Annotated in this window: 10 protein-coding genes and 2 pseudogenes; all 12 read right to left on the bottom strand. The window is 61.4% G+C overall.

Annotated elements, in window-relative coordinates; genetic code table 11:
• Positions 1-121: 121 nt before the first annotated feature.
• Entirely contained in the window at positions 122-703 is a 582-nt protein-coding gene (locus tag ABIC03_RS25775; protein ID WP_354062130.1) for a DUF4337 domain-containing protein, read from the bottom strand.
• A gap of 83 nt (positions 704-786) precedes the next feature.
• A pseudogene (locus ABIC03_RS25770) lies at positions 787-1,474 on the bottom strand (tyrosine recombinase XerC); the annotation flags it as partial.
• Positions 1,475-1,980: 506 nt separating this feature from the next.
• Complete coding sequence (gltB, locus tag ABIC03_RS25765; protein WP_354062128.1) at positions 1,981-6,705, bottom strand: glutamate synthase large subunit; 4,725 nt, start codon at positions 6,703-6,705, stop codon at positions 1,981-1,983.
• 129 nt (positions 6,706-6,834) lie between these two features.
• Positions 6,835-7,953: a TlpA disulfide reductase family protein gene (locus ABIC03_RS25760; protein WP_354062126.1), complete on the bottom strand. Its 1,119-nt coding sequence runs from the start codon at positions 7,951-7,953 to the stop codon at positions 6,835-6,837.
• A gap of 787 nt (positions 7,954-8,740) precedes the next feature.
• A complete protein-coding gene (locus tag ABIC03_RS25755) occupies positions 8,741-10,840 on the bottom strand; it encodes a prolyl oligopeptidase family serine peptidase (protein WP_354062123.1) in 2,100 nt (699 codons plus the stop codon).
• Positions 10,841-10,982: 142 nt separating this feature from the next.
• Positions 10,983-11,267 (bottom strand): ferredoxin III, nif-specific, encoded by a 285-nt coding sequence (gene fdxB / locus ABIC03_RS25750; RefSeq protein ID WP_354062121.1) that lies wholly within the window; start codon positions 11,265-11,267, stop codon positions 10,983-10,985.
• Between the two features lie 13 nt (positions 11,268-11,280).
• A complete protein-coding gene (locus tag ABIC03_RS25745) occupies positions 11,281-11,481 on the bottom strand; it encodes a CCE_0567 family metalloprotein (RefSeq protein WP_148750489.1) in 201 nt (66 codons plus the stop codon).
• A 7-nt stretch (positions 11,482-11,488) separates the two neighbouring features.
• A complete protein-coding gene (locus ABIC03_RS25740) occupies positions 11,489-11,959 on the bottom strand; it encodes a NifX-associated nitrogen fixation protein (protein WP_354062119.1) in 471 nt (156 codons plus the stop codon).
• Positions 11,960-11,969: 10 nt separating this feature from the next.
• On the bottom strand, positions 11,970-12,365 hold the full coding sequence (gene nifX, locus ABIC03_RS25735; protein WP_354062117.1) for a nitrogen fixation protein NifX: 396 nt from the start codon (positions 12,363-12,365) through the stop codon (positions 11,970-11,972).
• A 20-nt stretch (positions 12,366-12,385) separates the two neighbouring features.
• Positions 12,386-13,767 (bottom strand): annotated as a pseudogene (nifN, locus tag ABIC03_RS25730) (nitrogenase iron-molybdenum cofactor biosynthesis protein NifN).
• A gap of 9 nt (positions 13,768-13,776) precedes the next feature.
• Positions 13,777-15,420: a nitrogenase iron-molybdenum cofactor biosynthesis protein NifE gene (gene nifE, locus ABIC03_RS25725; protein WP_354062638.1), complete on the bottom strand. Its 1,644-nt coding sequence runs from the start codon at positions 15,418-15,420 to the stop codon at positions 13,777-13,779.
• Positions 15,421-15,537: 117 nt separating this feature from the next.
• The gene (gene nifK / locus ABIC03_RS25720) at positions 15,538-17,097 is read right to left on the bottom strand and encodes a nitrogenase molybdenum-iron protein subunit beta (protein WP_354062636.1); all 1,560 of its coding nucleotides are present in this window, start codon (positions 17,095-17,097) and stop codon (positions 15,538-15,540) included.
• Positions 17,098-17,121 lie beyond the last annotated feature (24 nt).

The raw sequence follows: 17,121 nt of genomic DNA, 5'->3' as shown, positions 1-17,121 counted from the left end.
GCCCAGTATTCCAGAGACGTCGATTGGTTACGGACAAGCCGCGGCGTACTGGATGCCCCGGTCAAAGCCGGGGCATGACAGCTGAGTTTGTGGGACGAGCTTGTCGCCTCGTACGAAGCCCCTACCCGTGTAGATGCAGCAGATGCGGCCACCACGCGCCGAGTATGGTCATCACGAGGCCGGCAAGCGTCAGCAGGCCGCTGATATGAGCGAGCGCGACTATGCCGGTGATGATGGTCGCGGACGCCAGCACGATGCCGATCTGGAAGGCCGCCGACGCAAGCTCGAAGTGATGATATTTCGCGGTGGCCTCGTCGCGCTCATGCACGGCGTCCTTGGCCTTCTCGGCGAGCTGTTCGGTGCCTTCCTTGGGCTCGGAGCGATAGCGCTCCGCGGTCTTCTGCCAATCGTCGATCTGCTTCTGTACCGCGGCCTTGGTGGCATCGTCTGGCGTGGTGATCAGCTTGGCTCCCTCGGCCGCGGTCTGCACCACGGTGCGGCGGATGTTCTTGGCCTGGAAGAAGGCCCAGAGATTCGAGGCCTCGACGTTCTTGCTGATCGATTCGGTCTGGGCGCCCTTGCCGAGCGTTTCCGAGATCGCCAGGAATAGTGCCAACACGGCGATCAGAAGGGCGATCTTCCTGTTCTCGCCGGATGCGTGCTCGGCATGCTCAGCGTGCTTCATGCTTTCGTGTGCGCTCATAAGTCCTTCCTGCCTCGGTACCGCAACGATTGACCGAACCGCGCGGCCTGCGCAAGAGGCAATCAAGTTGTGACGTCAGTGTGTCAGCGGCGTCGATGCGCGCTCGCATAGACTTCCAGCAGCCGCTCGGAATCGATGCCGGTGTAGATCTGCGTGGTCGAGAGCGAGGAGTGGCCGAGCAATTCCTGGATCGCGCGAAGATCGCCGCCGCGCGAGAGCAGATGCGTGCGAAGGAATGCCGCAGCGCGTGCGGCGTGGCGCTGTCGGGCAGGCCGAGCGCGCCGCGCAAACGCTCCATTGCAAGCTGGATGATGCGCGGGCTCAGCGGACCGCCGCGCGCGCCGACGAAGATCGGTCCTTCCGGCGGCAGCGTATGCGGGCACATCCCGACATATTCTGCGGGCACATCCCGACATATTCGTCGATCAGCGCCAGCACGTTTTGCAGCACCGGCACCATGCGCGTCTTGTTGCCTTTGCCTGTCACGACCAGCACGTCGCCTTCGCCGGCCTTCGGTACCTCGCGGCGCTTGAGACCGAGCGCTTCGGAAATACGCAGGCCCGAGCCATAGAGCAGCGCCATCACGGCGGCGTCGCGCACCAGAATCCAGGTCTCCCGATCCTCGCCGGCGCGCTCATCGGCGTCGGCCAGGCGTTTTGCCGATGCCATCGGCAGCGGCTTTGGCAAGGTCTTGGCCACCTTCGGCGCGCGGATCGCGGAGAGTGCGCCGACCTTGCCCTTGCCTTCGCGCTCCAGAACGCGGCCGAAGGAGCATTGCGATTCTTGCGGCATGTACGGACCACCGGCGCCAGAGTGTGACTCTGGGTGCGCTTCCCTGGCAAGGCGGCGCGCGATATTCCAAGCGTCTTCGTCGGATTGCCCACTTTAAGCGACAATTGATCTTGATTGATGCAATAAGCAGGGCAGTGACGATCAAATCATCGTCTTTTGGCCTATCTTCGATGGAATTCAACTGACCAGGCGACGGCGAGCTATAGCAGCCCTCACCTGTTGTGGTGCAACCCTCACTGTCATTGCGCTCCAGGGACGCGGCGGCCCCGATCCCGTACCTTTTTCAGAACGACGCGTGGGGACGTCAAAACGATCTCGCGTGACCACCCGGCAGGGACGTCTCAGCCGGCCCCACCTGGTGAGGATCTACTTCGGGTTGCGCTCGCGGACGGGTGTGGGAGCGCTATTAGTCTAGCGCCATATACGCGCACCTCGGGCGCGTGCAATGTTCGGTATGTCGGTGGTACCGTCTCAGCTCCCGGGGCTCAATCGCGATTCGGCTCGGCGTCCGCGTTGGCGGCCATTTCGCGCAGCGCGCGCCGGTACTCGACCGGCATCACCTTGCGGAATTTGGGCAGCCAGTCCTTCCAATTGGCAAGGATGTCGGCGGCGCGCTTGGAGCCGGTCGCTTTGGCGTGGCGCGAGATCAGGACGTGCAAGCGCTCGACGTCGGAATCGAGCAAGTTCTTGAACACGTCGACCCGGCCGTGCGCCTCGAGGTCACCCGAGTGGTGATAGGTGCCGGCGTTGATCAGCTCTTCCGACAGCACCGGCTCGAGCTCGACCATCGCCATGTTGCACAGCTTGTCGAAGCCGCCGGTCTCATCGAGCACATAGGCGATGCCCCCGGACATGCCGGCCGCGAAGTTGCGCCCGGTCTTGCCGAGCACGACCACGATGCCGCCGGTCATGTATTCGCAGCAATGATCGCCCGCGCCTTCGACGACGGCGACCGCGCCGGAGTTGCGCACGGCAAAGCGTTCGCCGGCGACGCCGCGGAAGTAGCACTCGCCGTCGGTCGCGCCGTACATCACGGTGTTGCCGACGATGATGCTTTCTTCCGGCACGATGCTGCTGTTGGCCGGCGGCTTGACGATGATCTTGCCGCCCGAGAGGCCCTTGCCGACATAGTCGTTAGCTTCGCCCTCGAGCTCGAAAGTGACGCCATGCGCGAGCCATGCGCCGAACGCCTGGCCGGCGGTGCCCTTGAGGCTGACCTGGATGGTGTCATTCGGCAGGCCGGCATTGCCGTAGATCTTGGCGATCGCGCCCGACAGCATCGCGCCCGCAGAACGGTTGGTGCTGTTGATCGCAGCTTCGATCTTCACCGGCGCGCCGCGGTCGAGCGCAGGCGTGGCCTTCTCGATCAGCGTGCGATCGAGCACGGCTTCCAGATGATGGTTCTGGCGCTCGGAGTGATAGATCTTCTGGCCCTTCTCTTCCTTCTGCTTGACGAACAGTTTTGAGAAGTCGAGGCCCTTGGCCTTCCAGTGCGCGACCAGCCTGGTCTGGTCGAGCAGCTGCACCTGGCCGATCATCTCGTTGAAGCTGCGGAAGCCGAGCGAGGCCATGATCTCGCGAACTTCCTCGGCGACGAAGAAGAAGTAGTTGATCACGTGCTCGGGCTGGCCGGTGAAGCGCTTGCGCAGGACGGGGTCCTGGGTCGCGACGCCGACCGGGCAGGTGTTGAGATGGCACTTGCGCATCATGATGCAGCCGGCCGCGATCAAGGGTGCAGTGGCGAAGCCGAACTCGTCGGCGCCGAGCAGCGCGCCGATCACGACGTCACGGCCGGTGCGGAAACCGCCGTCGACCTGGACCACGATGCGGCTGCGCAGGCGCTCGCGCACCAGCGCCTGGTGAGTCTCGGCGAGGCCGATCTCCCACGGTGAGCCGGCGTGCTTGATCGAGGTCAGCGGCGAAGCGCCGGTGCCGCCCTCGAAGCCCGCGATGGTGACATGGTCGGCGCGCGCCTTGGCGACGCCGGCGGCCACCGTGCCGACGCCGATCTCCGAGACGAGCTTGACCGAGACGTCGCCGGTCGGGTTGACGTTCTTGAGGTCGTAGATGAGCTGCGCCAGATCCTCGATCGAGTAGATGTCGTGGTGCGGCGGCGGCGAGATCAGGCCGACGCCCGGCGTCGAGTGACGAACCTTGGCGATGGTCGCGTCGACCTTGTGGCCGGGCAGCTGGCCGCCTTCGCCGGGCTTGGCGCCCTGCGCCATCTTGATCTGCATCATGTCGGAGTTGACGAGATACTCCGTGGTGACGCCGAAACGGCCCGAGGCGACCTGCTTGATCGCCGAGCGCATGCTGTCGCCGTTCGGCAGCGGCTTGAAGCGGTCGGCTTCCTCGCCGCCTTCGCCGGTGTTCGACTTGCCGCCGATCCGGTTCATGGCGATCGCCAATGTCGTGTGCGCCTCGCGCGAGATCGAGCCAAAACTCATCGCACCCGTGGCGAAACGCTTGACGAGGTCCTTGGCCGGCTCGACCTGGTCGAGCGGGATGGGCTTGCGCTTCTCTTCGTCCGCGTTCTTGATCCGGAACAGGCCGCGCAGCGTCAGCAGACGCTCCGACTGCTCGTTCAGGATTTTTGCGAAGGCGCGATAGCGCTCCAGCGAATTGCCGCGGGCGGCGTGCTGGAGCAGCCCGACCGACTCGGCGGTCCAGGCATGATCCTCGCCGCGGCTGCGATAGGCGTATTCACCGCCGACATCGAGCGCAGTCTTGTAGATCAGCCCCTCGCCGAATGCGTCGGCATGACGGCGCACGGCTTCTTCGGCGATCTCGGCAAGGCCGACGCCCTCGACGCGGGTGTGCGTGCCGGCGAAGAACTTTCCGACGAAGTCCGCCTTGAGGCCAACCGCGTCGAAGATCTGCGCGCCGCAATAGGACTGGTAGGTCGAGATGCCCATCTTGGACATCACCTTGAGCAGACCCTTGCCGATCGACTTGATGTAGCGCTTGACGATCTCATAGTCGTCGAGTGAGCCGGGCAGGCGGTCCTTCATCGCGACGATGGTTTCGAACGCGAGATAGGGATTGATCGCTTCCGCGCCGTAACCAGCGAGGCAGGCGAAGTGATGAACTTCGCGCGGCTCGCCGGATTCGACGACGAGGCCGACCGAGGTACGCAGGCCGGTGCGGATCAGATGGTGATGCACGGAGGCGCAGGCCAGCAGCGACGGAATCGGCACGCGGTCCGAGCCGACCATGCGGTCGGACAGGATGATGATGTTGACGCCCTCGCGCACCGCAGCTTCGGCGCGCGCGCAGAGCTCGTCGAGCACCTGGTCCATGCCGGCAGCACCCAGACCGGCGTGGAAGGTCGTGTCCAGCGTGCGCGACTTGAAGTGCGACTCGGCCACATCCGAGATCGAGCGGATCTTTTCGAGATCAGCATCGGTCAGGATCGGCTGACGCGCTTCCAGACGCTTGGTGGTGGCAAGGCCCTGCAGATCGAACAGGTTCGGCCGCGGTCCGATGATGGAGACGAGGCTCATCACCAGCTCCTCGCGGATCGGATCGATCGGCGGGTTGGTGACCTGCGCAAAGTTCTGCTTGAAGTAGGTGAAGAGCGGCTTGGCCTTGGCCGACAGCGCCGAGATCGGCGTGTCGTTGCCCATCGAGCCCGCGGCTTCTTCGCCGGTGGAGGCCATCGGCGTCATCAGGATGGTGATGTCTTCTTGGCTGTAGCCGAACGCCTGCTGGCGATCGAGCAGCGACAGGTTGGAGCGCACGCCGGTGGTCGGCACCTTCGGCAGCTCTTCCAGCACGATCTGGGTCCGCTCCAGCCATTCCTTGTAGGGGTGGCTCCTGGCGAGATCGGCCTTGATCTCGTCGTCCGGGATCAGGCGGCCCTGCTCGAGGTCGACCAGCAGCATCTTGCCGGGCTGCAAGCGCCACTTGGTGATGATCTGGTCCTCGGGGATCGTCAGCACGCCCATCTCGGACGCCATCACGATGCGGTCGTCCTTGGTGACAAGATAGCGCGCGGGCCGCAGGCCGTTGCGATCGAGCGTGGCGCCGATCTTGCGGCCGTCGGTGAACGCGATCGCGGCGGGGCCGTCCCACGGCTCCATCAGCGCGGCGTGATATTCGTAGAAGGCGCGGCGCGTCTCATCCATCAGCGGATTGCCGGCCCACGCCTCCGGAATCATCATCATGACGGCGTGCGGCAGCGAGTAGCCGCCCTGCACCAGGAATTCGAGCGCGTTGTCGAAGCAGGCGGTGTCTGACTGGCCCTCGTAGGAAATCGGCCAGAGCCGGTTGATGTCCTTGCCGTACAGCTCGGAGCTCACCGAAGCCTGGCGCGCTGCCATCCAGTTGGTGTTGCCGCGCAGCGTATTGATCTCGCCGTTATGCGCGATCATGCGATAGGGATGCGCCAGCGACCAGGCAGGGAAGGTGTTGGTCGAGAAGCGCTGGTGAACGAGGGCGAGCGCGCTCTCGAAATCCTTCTCGTGCAAATCGGGATAGTACTTGCCGAGCTGGTCGGCGAGGAACATGCCCTTGTAGATCACGGTGCGGCAGGACATCGAGCACGGATAATAGCCCGCAAGGCCGCGGTCGCGGCGCTGGTAGATCGCCTGCGAGATCGACTTGCGCAGGATGTACAGCCGGCGCTCGAAATCGTCTTCGGTCTTGGCGGTGCCGTTGCGGCCGATGAACACCTGCATGCAGGCGGGCTCGGTCGGCTTCACGGTGACGCCGAGCGAGGAATTGTCGGTCGGCACGTCGCGCCAGCCGAGCAGGGTCAGGCCCTCTTCCTTGATCTGGTCGGCGATGATGCTCTTGATGACGTTGCGCCAGGCGGTGTCGCGCGGCATGAACAGCGCGCCGATGGCATACTCACCGGGGGCGGGCAGCGCGAAGCCGAGCTCCTTGGCCTTGCGGCTGAAGAAGGTGTGCGGGATCTGCACCAGAATGCCGGCGCCGTCACCGGCGCGCGGGTCGGCGCCGACGGCGCCGCGATGCTCGAGATTGCAGAGGATGCTGAGCGCGTCCGAGACGATCTCGTGCGACTTGTTGCCCTTGATGTTGGCGATGAAGCCGACGCCGCAGGAGTCTTTCTCCAGGCTCGGATCGTAGAGACCTACGGCCGGCGGGCGTGAATTGTGTTCCTGAATCGGATCGGTCGTTTTCGAGGCGACCGTCGCCGACAGCTCTTCTGCCACGATGTTTGCGCGCTCGACTTGCGACCCGTTCATGTCCTCGTCCTCTCCGTGCGGCAAGCTGCCTCACCGCCATCTTCGGCGCACCTTGGGCGTTCCGCGGCACCCGCTTCTGGGTCACCGCTCGTCCGCCGCGAGCCGCATTTTCTTAAATTCAGGAAGAATTCAGACCAAGGCGTTCTTCGTCCCTGAGAACGGCTTTGGCTCCTCATCCTCGTACTTGGCCAAGGCCTCAAGCAACAGCCGCAGGTAGTGCGCCTTCTGTTCAGCCCCCATTGGCCACGGGCCATCCAGCGACTTCACCGCCGACTCAACTAAATCGACCGCACGATCGTTGTCGCCGCTTTCGAAACAATACTGAGCGACCGCCACATAGGACAGAAACTTGCGGCCCGGCGGGCTTTCTGGAGTGTTCAGCACGAGGATGTGTTCGGCCAAGTCCTTGCCAATCGCAAAACGATCAGAATGCGGGACATCAGAGTTCTTCTCCGCTGGATTAGAGAGTTGGCGGATCGCTTGCACCTTCCACAACTCGGATTGCTTTTCGATCGCATCGCGAGCCAATTGACGCATAACGGGTAATCCCGTCTGCTTGTCATGGATTTTGTGCAGGGCTAGATCCTCATGAACCAGGTGAACGTTGATGTCGTCCGGCATCACTGCGACACCCTCTTTACCGCCAGAAAGCGCCGTCGACGAATCCTGCGCCTTCAGCGCCACTCCAAGTTTGTCCCAGAATGCTTGCATCGGGGCTTTCTCGCGCATTTCAGATTCTGCTTCAGCGATTCGCCCAGCATCCGCTGCTTTGGCTTCATCGCTCGTGCGCCAGGTGCCATTTGCGATTTTCGGAAACACGTCATACAGTTGCATCGGGTGACCGATAAAAGCGACGTGACCGTCACGGTCGATGACGAATGAGGTGGGGATAGTGCTAGAAAGGCGGGGCGCCATCCAAGACTTCTTCATTTTTCCGGCGTAATCGAACGCGATCCGAAAGTTCAGCTCCGAGCCTTTCTTGGTCAACCATGCGTCCAAGTTTGTTCGCGCCTCCTCGGCCGTTGAGCCTCGCTCGGAAGCTGCAACTGCAATGACCTCAACTGCGCTATCGTCGTATTTCTCTTGCATCTGCGCGAGACGGGAAATCTCCGCCACACATCCGCCGCACCAAGTCGCCCAAAACTCGACAATATACAGCGTACCCAGCTTAAAGTTGGTGAGGGGCTCGCCACGTACCCAGCTTTCCACCCTGATCGGAGGAGCCGGCGACTCCATATGAAGAATCATGTTGTTCTCCAAAGCTATTCCCAAACCTTCACGCGAATGTTTGCGCAAGCTCGTCTGTCTCTAAAAAACGCGGCCCGAGTTCAATGAACGAGAGAGCGCGTCTGCATGCACTCCGCCTGACACCGTGCTCAATCTCAGCAGCAATGGCCGTGCCAACGCCAGCAACGAACATCACGCACCTGATTCGGTCTAAGATTGCCTCGGCGGCTCAACACGACATGCGTTTGTAGCTAACGGTCTCGTTCGATGTCAGACATCAGACGCGGGTCGTGCGCTTCGGGCCGCGGGGTTTGTACCTCGCCCATCATGACGATCGCTCCTGGCGTTTTGATGATCGCTGCCGTAACCGCCGGCGCGCGGTAGCGGGAAATAGCTGTTAGTATGAGCCTCGCTCGCTCTGCCCGTCTGACCTGCTTCTTAAAGAAAGCGCGGCCGCGGCTGCTGGAAGATAATCCTGTCGCCGAATTGAGCGCCTGCGGAACGCACAAAAAGGCAGTTCAAACTTTAAATCGGAAGCCTTTGTGTGGATACATTCTAAAGGGCAAGACAAGACGCAGTCCAGTCACGGTCCTGGAAGATCACGCGCGGCACCGGGCTGAGATACAGCACGTAAGTGAGGTCATAGAGTTGGTGAAGAGAAACGGTCGTTATCAAAGTCCCGGCGAGACACTAACTCCACCATGGTTCAAGCACGCAGGATCTCGAAGCGTTCGTGCGGGAGTTCTGGACGTCGGTCAGATCGCCCTCGCTCTGGTCGATATCGTACGAATGTCATCTGGCAATTGCGTTAGCTGGCTGACGCCTCTCCCTCCTGCCAGCCAATCTTGCTCTTCAGAAACTCAAAGCCCAGCGCTTCGAGGCTGGCGCTGTCCTTGTTGTCCTTGCCGTGGCCGTGCCCGCCCGCCGCCTCGTAGAAATAAGCCTCATAGCCCATCGCCTGGAGCTTTGCGGCCATTTTGCGCGCATGTCCGGGATGGACGCGGTCGTCCCGCCGCCTCGTGGCGATCAGGATTGGCGGATAGGGCTGGCCGGGTTTGGCGTTGTGATAGGCGGAATAGGTTTTCAACCATTTCCAGTCCTCAGGCTTGTCGGGGTCGCCATACTCCGCGATCCAGCTCGCGCCGGCAAGCAGCTTGGTGTAGCGGCGCATGTCGGTCAGCGGCACGGTGCAGAACAGCGCGCCGAAACGCTCTGGGTATCGCGTCAGCATGTTGGTAATGAGGATGCCGCCGTTCGATCCGCCCTTGGCTGCGATCCGTTTCGCTTTCGTGACACCGCGGCGGACGAGATCGGCGGCAACGGCCGCGAAGTCGTCATGCGACAGCTTCTTGCCGGCGAGCCGGCCAGCCTCGTGCCATCGCGTGCCGAACTCGCCGCCGCCGCGCAAATTCGCCTGCACAACGGTGCCGCCGCGCTCCAGCCACAGCTTGCCGAGCGATGAATTGTAATATGGTTTTACCGAGCGACCGAGGCCGCCATAGGCGGTCATATAGACCGGCGCATCGCCGGTTTCGCCTGCGGGGCCGGTCTGCACATAGGGGATGCGCTCGCCATCGATCGAGATCGCTTGATGCTGCGTCACCACCAGGCCATCGGCGGTGAAGGCCTTCGATGCCTGCTTCAACACGACAGGGCTTTCGACGCCGCGCTCGATCAACAGCAGCGAGGGCGGCGTGAGCGGATCCTGCACTCCGGCGAGCAGGTCGCCGTTGCTCTCCCACGGATGACAATCGAGCGGCCAGACGTCGACCACGCCGATTTCGGGAAGCCCGCCGAGTATCGCGCAGCTCCAGCCCGTGGCGAATGGCGTGCAGATCTGGAATTGCGGCTTAAGTTCGTCGAGGATCGAGAGCACCAGTCTGCCGGCAGTCCAGAACAAGTCCTGCAATGCGCGCCGCGGTCCGGGCTCGAACAGGAGCGAAAAGTCGCGGCTGCCTGCAAGGAAAGCCGAAAGCGAGATTCCGAGGACGGCATCGGTGGCATAGGTTCGACCTCCGGTCGACCAGGGCTGGCGCAGCTTCATCGCAAACCAGTCGCCATGGGCCTGCATCCAGACGCCGGTCGGAAGCTCGAGCTTCGTGGTGGTGCCGGCGTGATCGCGCAGCCAGATGCGGTGGTTGAAGAAGTCTATCCAATCAATGATCCAGGTACGCGGGACCGCGCCGGTATGGTCCGCGAGGCCCTGGACACGCATGTGATCAGCTGCGGTCTCGAAGATCACTTCTGCCCGATCCACAGGTTCGCCACGACACCACAGGCGAACGGTCCTCGAATATCCGGAGCTCGTGACCATGCCCTCGCCATGGGCGCTGGACAGCAGCAGCGTGTCCGTGTCGAGCCAGTCGACGCCGCCCTTGGCTTCCGGCATCGCAAAGCCGTCCGCGACGAAGCTCCTCGTCTCGGCGTCGAATTCCCGCAAGGTGACGGCATCGCTGCCGCCGCGCGACAGGCTTAAGATATTTCGCGGGCTTCCCGGCAGTGAGCTTGTCGAGCTGAGTAGCCAGTCTTCGCGCTCGCTTGCCGCAAGCTGGTCGATATCCAGCACGATGTCCCACGCCGGATTGGGTCTTCGAAACTCCGCCATTGTTGTCCGCCTCCACAGCCCGCGCGGGTTGGTGGCATCCTTCCAGAGATTGTGAAGATGGCTGCCGCGGCGCCTGACATAGGGGATCCTGTCAGGCCGATCGTAAATCGCGGTCAGCGCATCGCGATCTCGTCCCGCGGCCGGTCCGCCGAATACCCGCAGCGTTCTGCTATTCTGCCGCTCGACGAAGTTCAACGCCCGTCCGCTTTCGATCTTTTCCAACCATAGATAGGGATCATCATCTGGAGTCGAGGCCGTTGGCCTTTCAATCCGCGACTTCAACCGCACACCTTTTTTGACCATACTTCATTCCAAGCTTAGAATTGACGCGCACTTTCGAAACAGGGTTCAAGGCTTCGCGCCGTACATCGGCACGATGCCGGATCTCCCGAGCTACCTTTGTCTCTGACAAACCACCCCTGTTCATAGCGAGAGACGAGTCGGTTCAAGCAGCTGGCGCGTGGCTCTGACAGTTTGTCGGGCAGACCCGGGCGCAGGCGCTGCAGCCGATGCAGGCCCCCTCGTCCTTCATCACCATGACCTTCTTTTCGACCTCATCGTCGTCCTCATCGAGATCGATCATCTCGCCGTCCTCGCTCAGGCCCTTCAGCGTCATGACCTCGCGGCCGCAGACCTTGTAGCAGCGGCCGCAGCCGATGCACTTGTTTGGATCGATCCAAACTAGGTAGTCCGGCCTCCAATCGCGGCCGTCGCGGGTCCTGAATGACATGGCTTGAGGTCCGTTATGCTTTGTTTAGCGCCTGGAGATCTTGGCGCTTGCTTTCGAGCTCGCTGAAGGCGTCGTGGGCCTTCTGCGCTACGCTCAAGATCGCGGTCCAGTTGACGGGCAGTTCCTCGGAGAGGTCGTGGAGGTCCATCTTGGCCTGGGTCGCTTTGGCCGACAGCTTCTTTATTTCCGCCTTCAGGCTTTCAACATCGCTCATACTTGCCTCAATAATTCGCCACTTCCGGAAACTCGCGGATCATCTCAACACCACTCCTGACGATTTCGTCGCCTTGGTCGGCAAGATGACACAGATTGTTGAAACCAAAGCGATGCACGTCCCGTAGCTGCTTGCTCACGACAACGAGCCGGCCCCCGATCAGCACGATCCGACCGAACCCTTCATGATGCATCTTCAGCATTGGCGAGATCATCACACCCGTCGCCTTCTCGATCGAGAGGGCAATGGCGTCAAAGAACAACTGCAGTCGCCATATCGTGTCGGGGTCGGCATTGCCGACGATCGGCAGCGCACGGCGCTTGCGCTTGTCCAGAATGTAGGGGTCTAGCAGGTCGAGGTCCTTCTTGCCCTCCCAGGCGCCGTGGGTGTCCTGGGCGCGCCAGACCTTGATGAGCTCTTTGAGAAATGGCCGCTCTGCCGCGGGGGCGGCTGGAGTGATTTCAGACCGATCGGGCATCCTCTTTCCTTCAGGCTTCGAAATCCACCGTACGTTCCGAGCTTTTGGTGAGCAGCTTCCGCAGCCAGGGCGGCGGCGACCCCTTCAGCACGGTCTCGAGTTTGACGCAAAGGTCGTCGATGGGCTCTGGTTGCAGCACCTTCATCGGATGGATCTTGCTCGCGACGACTCGCGCAGCGCCCGAGCCGCCGATCGCCGCAACATAGAGGATTGCGCAGTCCCTGATCGCCTGGATCTTCGGCGCCAGCTTATCCTCATTGCCGTCTTCCGTGAGGTCACCGCCGAATTGAACCGCCTCAACAAACCGATGCCCGTCCGGGCCGACCTCGTAGATCGCGATGTTCTTGGCCCATCCGAAGTGCGCATCGACGTGCTTCAAGTCCTGAGTGGCGAATGCAACTTTCATCCGTGTTTTTCTCTTCCTGCTCAATGCAACTGGGGCGGCTGGACCTGCAGGTCACCGCAGGTGATGGCCAGGTGTCGGGCGTCGGCCCATGGTTGGTTTCGCGGTCGGTGATGATCAGATTGGCGATATCAAAGATCAGATCACGCGTGCCGCGATAGCCAACGGTCGTGAGGTGCGCAGCGCCCAGGCGATCGAACATCGGAAAGCCCACTCGGAGGAACGGAACATTGAGTCGCGAAGCGGCCTGGCGACCGTGTGAATGCGACATCAAGAGGTCGCAGTCGCGTGACCTGGCACGCTCTTCAAGATCCTCCAGATCGCCGATCAGGACGTCCTCGGTCCTGACCCGCTGGAGCACCGGTGAGTTCGTCGTTGTCACCGCAGCCGTTACCTGCGCCCCCATCTCGTGAAGGAAGCTGGAGAGATCGAATAACAAGTCCGGCTCGGCGCCGATCGCGAGCTTGCGGCCGCCGATATGGAAATGGGCATCCAGCATGGCGTCTGCCAGCTGTCCACGCTGCCGGCGATATTTCGAGGGCACCGACCGGCCGCTGATCTCGCTCAGAAACGCGATGAATTCGTCACTTGGCATAAGGCCGCAGAGCCGCTCGAACAGACGGAACGGGGTGCCTGTCCGCGCCTGCATGATCTCGGCCGCACGGCGCATTTGCGCGCCGATCGCGATCGTCCAGGCCGCCTGCCCCATCGTCGCGATCTCGTCCATTCCAATGCCGCCGATCGTGGTCGGCGTGAATTTGTCGGGGATGTGGCCATCCAGCGAACCGGCAACGTCCGGCAGGAAGGAGGGCTTGAGCCCAAAATCCTCAAAGATCGTGCGAAGCTCGTCGAGATCGCCGGGCGTGAGGTGGCAGCCAGGCAGCACGTTGACGCGGGAGCCATCGCGCGGTCTCGCTGCGTCGACGGGAGCCACGAGCACCTCGATCATCCGCGCCACTGTTTTGCCCCAGCCATCCTGAAAGGCATCCTTGAAATCCGGCGTCGAGACGTAGACAAGGGGAAGCTTTTCGAGCTGCGGATGCTTCTGCCGGATCAACCGGATGAAGGCCTCGACGTCATCGCCGTTGGTCTCGGTGACGCCAGTCGAATTGATACCAATGATCTCGGGCTCGACGCGATTGTAGATGTTGAGGATCGCCTGTTCGAGATTCTCGAGCCCGCCGAGCACGGTGGCAACCTCGTTCATGGCGGTCGTCTGCATCGGCACGGCTTCGTTGAAATGGCGCACGAACAGCGTCAGCCCGAAGGAGGCGCAACCTTGCGGACCGTGCAAAAGCGGCATCGCGCCGCGTAGGCCCATGAACGCAAATGAGCCGCCGATCGGCTGGCTCATCTTGAGCGGATTGACCGAACAGGCTTTCTTCGAGGCAGTGACGATCGCCATGTCGTTCTCCTACTCCGCCGCCTGCAGCGCCGGGGGCTGGAGGTCGGAAAGAGTGTCCTTACAAGCAAGGCCCCTTGCGGTGGAATTGGTGCACGGCTTGGCGGGCTCGACGAGGTTCGGGCCATGCGCCGCAATCGCGCTCTGACCATCGCCGATCTCACTTTTGTTGGAGATACTTATCGTCTTGACGCCGTCCGTGTTCGCGCCCCGAAATGGATCAACGCCTTGCGCATCCATCCGCGCACCCGTCTTTGCCTGACGCTTCCAATCGAACTCATCCCAGGGCGCGCCTTGGCGGAGCTGATCCCATATCGGATTGTAGAGCGCTTTCTCGATCTCCTCCATGAGCTTGACAATCCCGACATAGCCCATGTAGGCGTGGCAGCGCTCCTGGTTGATATCGAGCCATGGCGTCGCCGCCTTTAGTGCGACGAATTGCGACTTGCCGCCCGAAAGCATGATGTCGGCTTTTGCGTCCTTGAGCATCTTGTAGATCTCGTGAGGTGACATGTCCTCGATCATGTGGGCGTGCTGTCCCATTAATTCCTTGATACGTTCCTTGTCCTTCTCGGTCGATTTCTTCACGGACGTGCCGACGATTTCGAGCCCGGCCTCCTGCAAAGCGGCCACCATCGACCAGGATTTCACGCCACCGGTGATGAGAACGACCCTCTTGCCGGCAAAGCGCGGCTTGAAACGTTCGATCGCAGTCCAGGCTTTGGTCTCTTCGCGTGCGATCAGGGTTTGCGTTCGTTCCATCAGCTCAGCCGGCGCGCCACGTTCGATTAGCATGCGCGCGATCTGGCGCAGTGAATCGCTGGAATCCCCAATACCGTAGAACGAGCCTTCAAAAAACGGGATGCCGTAGCGCTGCCTCATCTTGCCAGCGACGTTGATCATTGCCTTTGAGCAGACCATCATCGCGGCTTTGGCTCGGTGTGAATAAGCGACCTCGCGGTACTTGCCGTCCCCCGAGATGCACGACAGGATCCGAATTCCGAGCTCATCGAGCAGCGGCTTGACCTGCCAGAGCTCGCCGGACAGGTTGTATTCGCCGATGATGTTGATGTCATACGGAGTGGTGTAATCGGGCTCTCCGGTACCGATGACGTGCTCCAGCAGTGCTTCGCCTGCGAGCTTGTTGCCAAGGTTCTTCGACCCCACAAATCCCGGTGCATTGATGGGAATGACCGGTTTGCCGAATTTCTCGGAGGCCGCCTTGCAGACCATATCGATGTCGTCGCCGATCATCGCGGGCACGCACGTCTGGTAGACGAATATGGCCTCTGGGTCATATTTCTCTGTGATCTCCTTGACTGCCCTGTACAGCCGTTTCTCGCCGCCGAACACGACGTCGGTCTCGCTCATGTCAGTGGTGAAGCTTCTGCGCCACAGATCGGAGCCGGAGGAGGCGGAACCGCGATTGTCCCAGGAATTACCCTCACAGGCGATTGGACCATGCACAAGATGGGCGACATCGGTGAAGGGCTGCAGTGCGATTTTGGCGCCATCGAAGGCACACCCGCCGGCGGCGCCGCCCGGCTTCAGCTGCTTGGTGCATCCCTTCTTGCGCTCGATGTTCGACTTGCTCGCGTTCGTGGCGCAGCCCGGTTCGTTAAAGACGTCCAGTATGGTCGTGGGAAGCGAAGTCATGGTGTCTCTTTCGGGGATGTCAAGACGCCGCACAGACCAAGAGGATGGCCGCCGGACAACCTGTGATCCCCGCCACAACGCCGCTGTTCCTGCGGACGATGAGGCGGGGCGCTCGCCTTAGCGTATGATGTCGAAGCTGTAGTCTGTCTTGCCAACCGAGCTGGTTTTTCTATCGATCTCATCAAAGATCTTGTCGAGAATCTTGACCAGCACATTCATGCTACCCTGATAGCCCCACACTGGGTAACGATGGTGATGATGGCGATCGAAGATGGGAAACCCGATGCGGATTAGCGGTGTTCCAGTGTCACGCTCGAGATATTTTCCGTAGGTGTTACCGATTAGGAAATCGACCGGTTCTGTGAACAGGAGCGAACGCATGTGCCAGAGATCCTTGCCGTGGAAGGCGCGGCAGTTTTTACCGAACTGCGAGCTCGCAAACAGCGCCTGCATTTTCTGCTGCCAGGCCTTACCCCCGTTCGTCGAGAGCACGTGGGTGGGCTCAGCGCCGAGCTCTAACAAGAATGCGGCCACGCCATAGCAGAGGTCAGGATCGCCGTAGATCGCGAACTTCTTGCCGTGAACATGCGCGCTAGAGTCAGCCATTGCGTCTACCAGACGCCCGCGCTCCCGCTCCAGCGCATTTGGAATTGCCTTGTGGGTGATACGCGACAGCGTCATCAGGAAATCGTCCGTCGCGCTGACGCCGAGGGGGTGATTGAAGGCGACGACCTCTTGGTCGTGCCCCTTGATGAAGGCCAACGTCTTCTCCGTACAATATTGCTGCATGGAAATGGTTGCCTTCGCGTGGACTGCGTTCGCGGCATCCTTCAGCGTGGTGCCGCCATCATACATGCGGAACTCGCCGTCGGTGGGGGTGTCGAACACGTCACTGTTGTCCGCGAGGATGGTGTAGCCGATCCCCATCAGCTCGAATATGCGCTTTATCTCACGCATGTTGCCTACAGTGTAGCCGTCGAAGCCGCCGATGAAGTTGATCGTGTCGTTCGCCTTGCGCTGGAGTTTTGGTGCCGTGCCGGCTTTGCCGTCCCAGAAATGCTCGAGGATGCCCTTGAGCGTGTTGTCGTAGCCGGTAACGTGGCTGCCGACGAATGCAGGAGTGTGAGCGAATGGTACATCGTAGTCCGCGGGGACTGAACCTTTTTCCTTAGATGTTTTGATGAAGGCGTTGAGGTCGTCGCCGATGACTTCCGCCATGCAGGTCGTCGCGACCGCGATCATCTTCGGCTTGTACATGTTGTAGCTGTTGGCAAGCCCGTCGGTAAGATTGTTGAGCCCCCCGAACACGGCCGCGTCTTCCGTCATGGACGAGGAGACGCACGAGGTCGGCTCCTTGAAGTGCCGTGACAGATGGCTGCGATAATACGCGACGCAGCCCTGTGAGCCGTGGACGAACGGCAGTGTGCGCTCGAACCCGAGCGCGGCGAACACCGCACCTAGCGGTTGGCAAGCCTTCGCCGGATTAACCGTTAGCGCCTCGCGGGCAAAGTTCTTCTCGCGGTATTCGGGCGTCTTGGACCATTCTCTGATACGGTCGACTTCGGCGGGATCATGCGGATTCTCAAATAGCGCCTTCTTATTGGCCAGCATCTGCTGGTATTCGTCTCCCCGGAAAAGCTCAGAGTGGTCGAGTATGTGTTCGGCGTTCTGTGTCATCATGGCACCCTTTAGTTTCTTGTG

The organism is Bradyrhizobium sp. RT6a, assembly GCF_040547675.1.
Lineage (GTDB): Bacteria > Pseudomonadota > Alphaproteobacteria > Rhizobiales > Xanthobacteraceae > Bradyrhizobium.
The sequence above is the reverse complement of the archived record's forward strand: the minus strand, read 5'-3'. Positions and strand labels throughout refer to the sequence as shown.

Excerpts from the sequence above, each read along its gene's own strand:
- ABIC03_RS25775 (WP_354062130.1), bottom strand. The coding sequence starts at position 703 with ATGAGCGCACACGAAAGCATGAAGCACGCTGAGCATGCCGAGCACGCA.
- gltB (WP_354062128.1), bottom strand. The coding sequence starts at position 6,705 with ATGAACGGGTCGCAAGTCGAGCGCGCAAACATCGTGGCAGAAGAGCTG.
- ABIC03_RS25760 (WP_354062126.1), bottom strand. The coding sequence starts at position 7,953 with ATGATTCTTCATATGGAGTCGCCGGCTCCTCCGATCAGGGTGGAAAGC.
- ABIC03_RS25755 (WP_354062123.1), bottom strand. The coding sequence starts at position 10,840 with ATGGTCAAAAAAGGTGTGCGGTTGAAGTCGCGGATTGAAAGGCCAACG.
- fdxB (WP_354062121.1), bottom strand. The coding sequence starts at position 11,267 with ATGTCATTCAGGACCCGCGACGGCCGCGATTGGAGGCCGGACTACCTA.
- ABIC03_RS25745 (WP_148750489.1), bottom strand. The coding sequence starts at position 11,481 with ATGAGCGATGTTGAAAGCCTGAAGGCGGAAATAAAGAAGCTGTCGGCC.
- ABIC03_RS25740 (WP_354062119.1), bottom strand. The coding sequence starts at position 11,959 with ATGCCCGATCGGTCTGAAATCACTCCAGCCGCCCCCGCGGCAGAGCGG.
- nifX (WP_354062117.1), bottom strand. The coding sequence starts at position 12,365 with ATGAAAGTTGCATTCGCCACTCAGGACTTGAAGCACGTCGATGCGCAC.
- nifE (WP_354062638.1), bottom strand. The coding sequence starts at position 15,420 with ATGACTTCGCTTCCCACGACCATACTGGACGTCTTTAACGAACCGGGC.
- nifK (WP_354062636.1), bottom strand. The coding sequence starts at position 17,097 with ATGACACAGAACGCCGAACACATACTCGACCACTCTGAGCTTTTCCGG.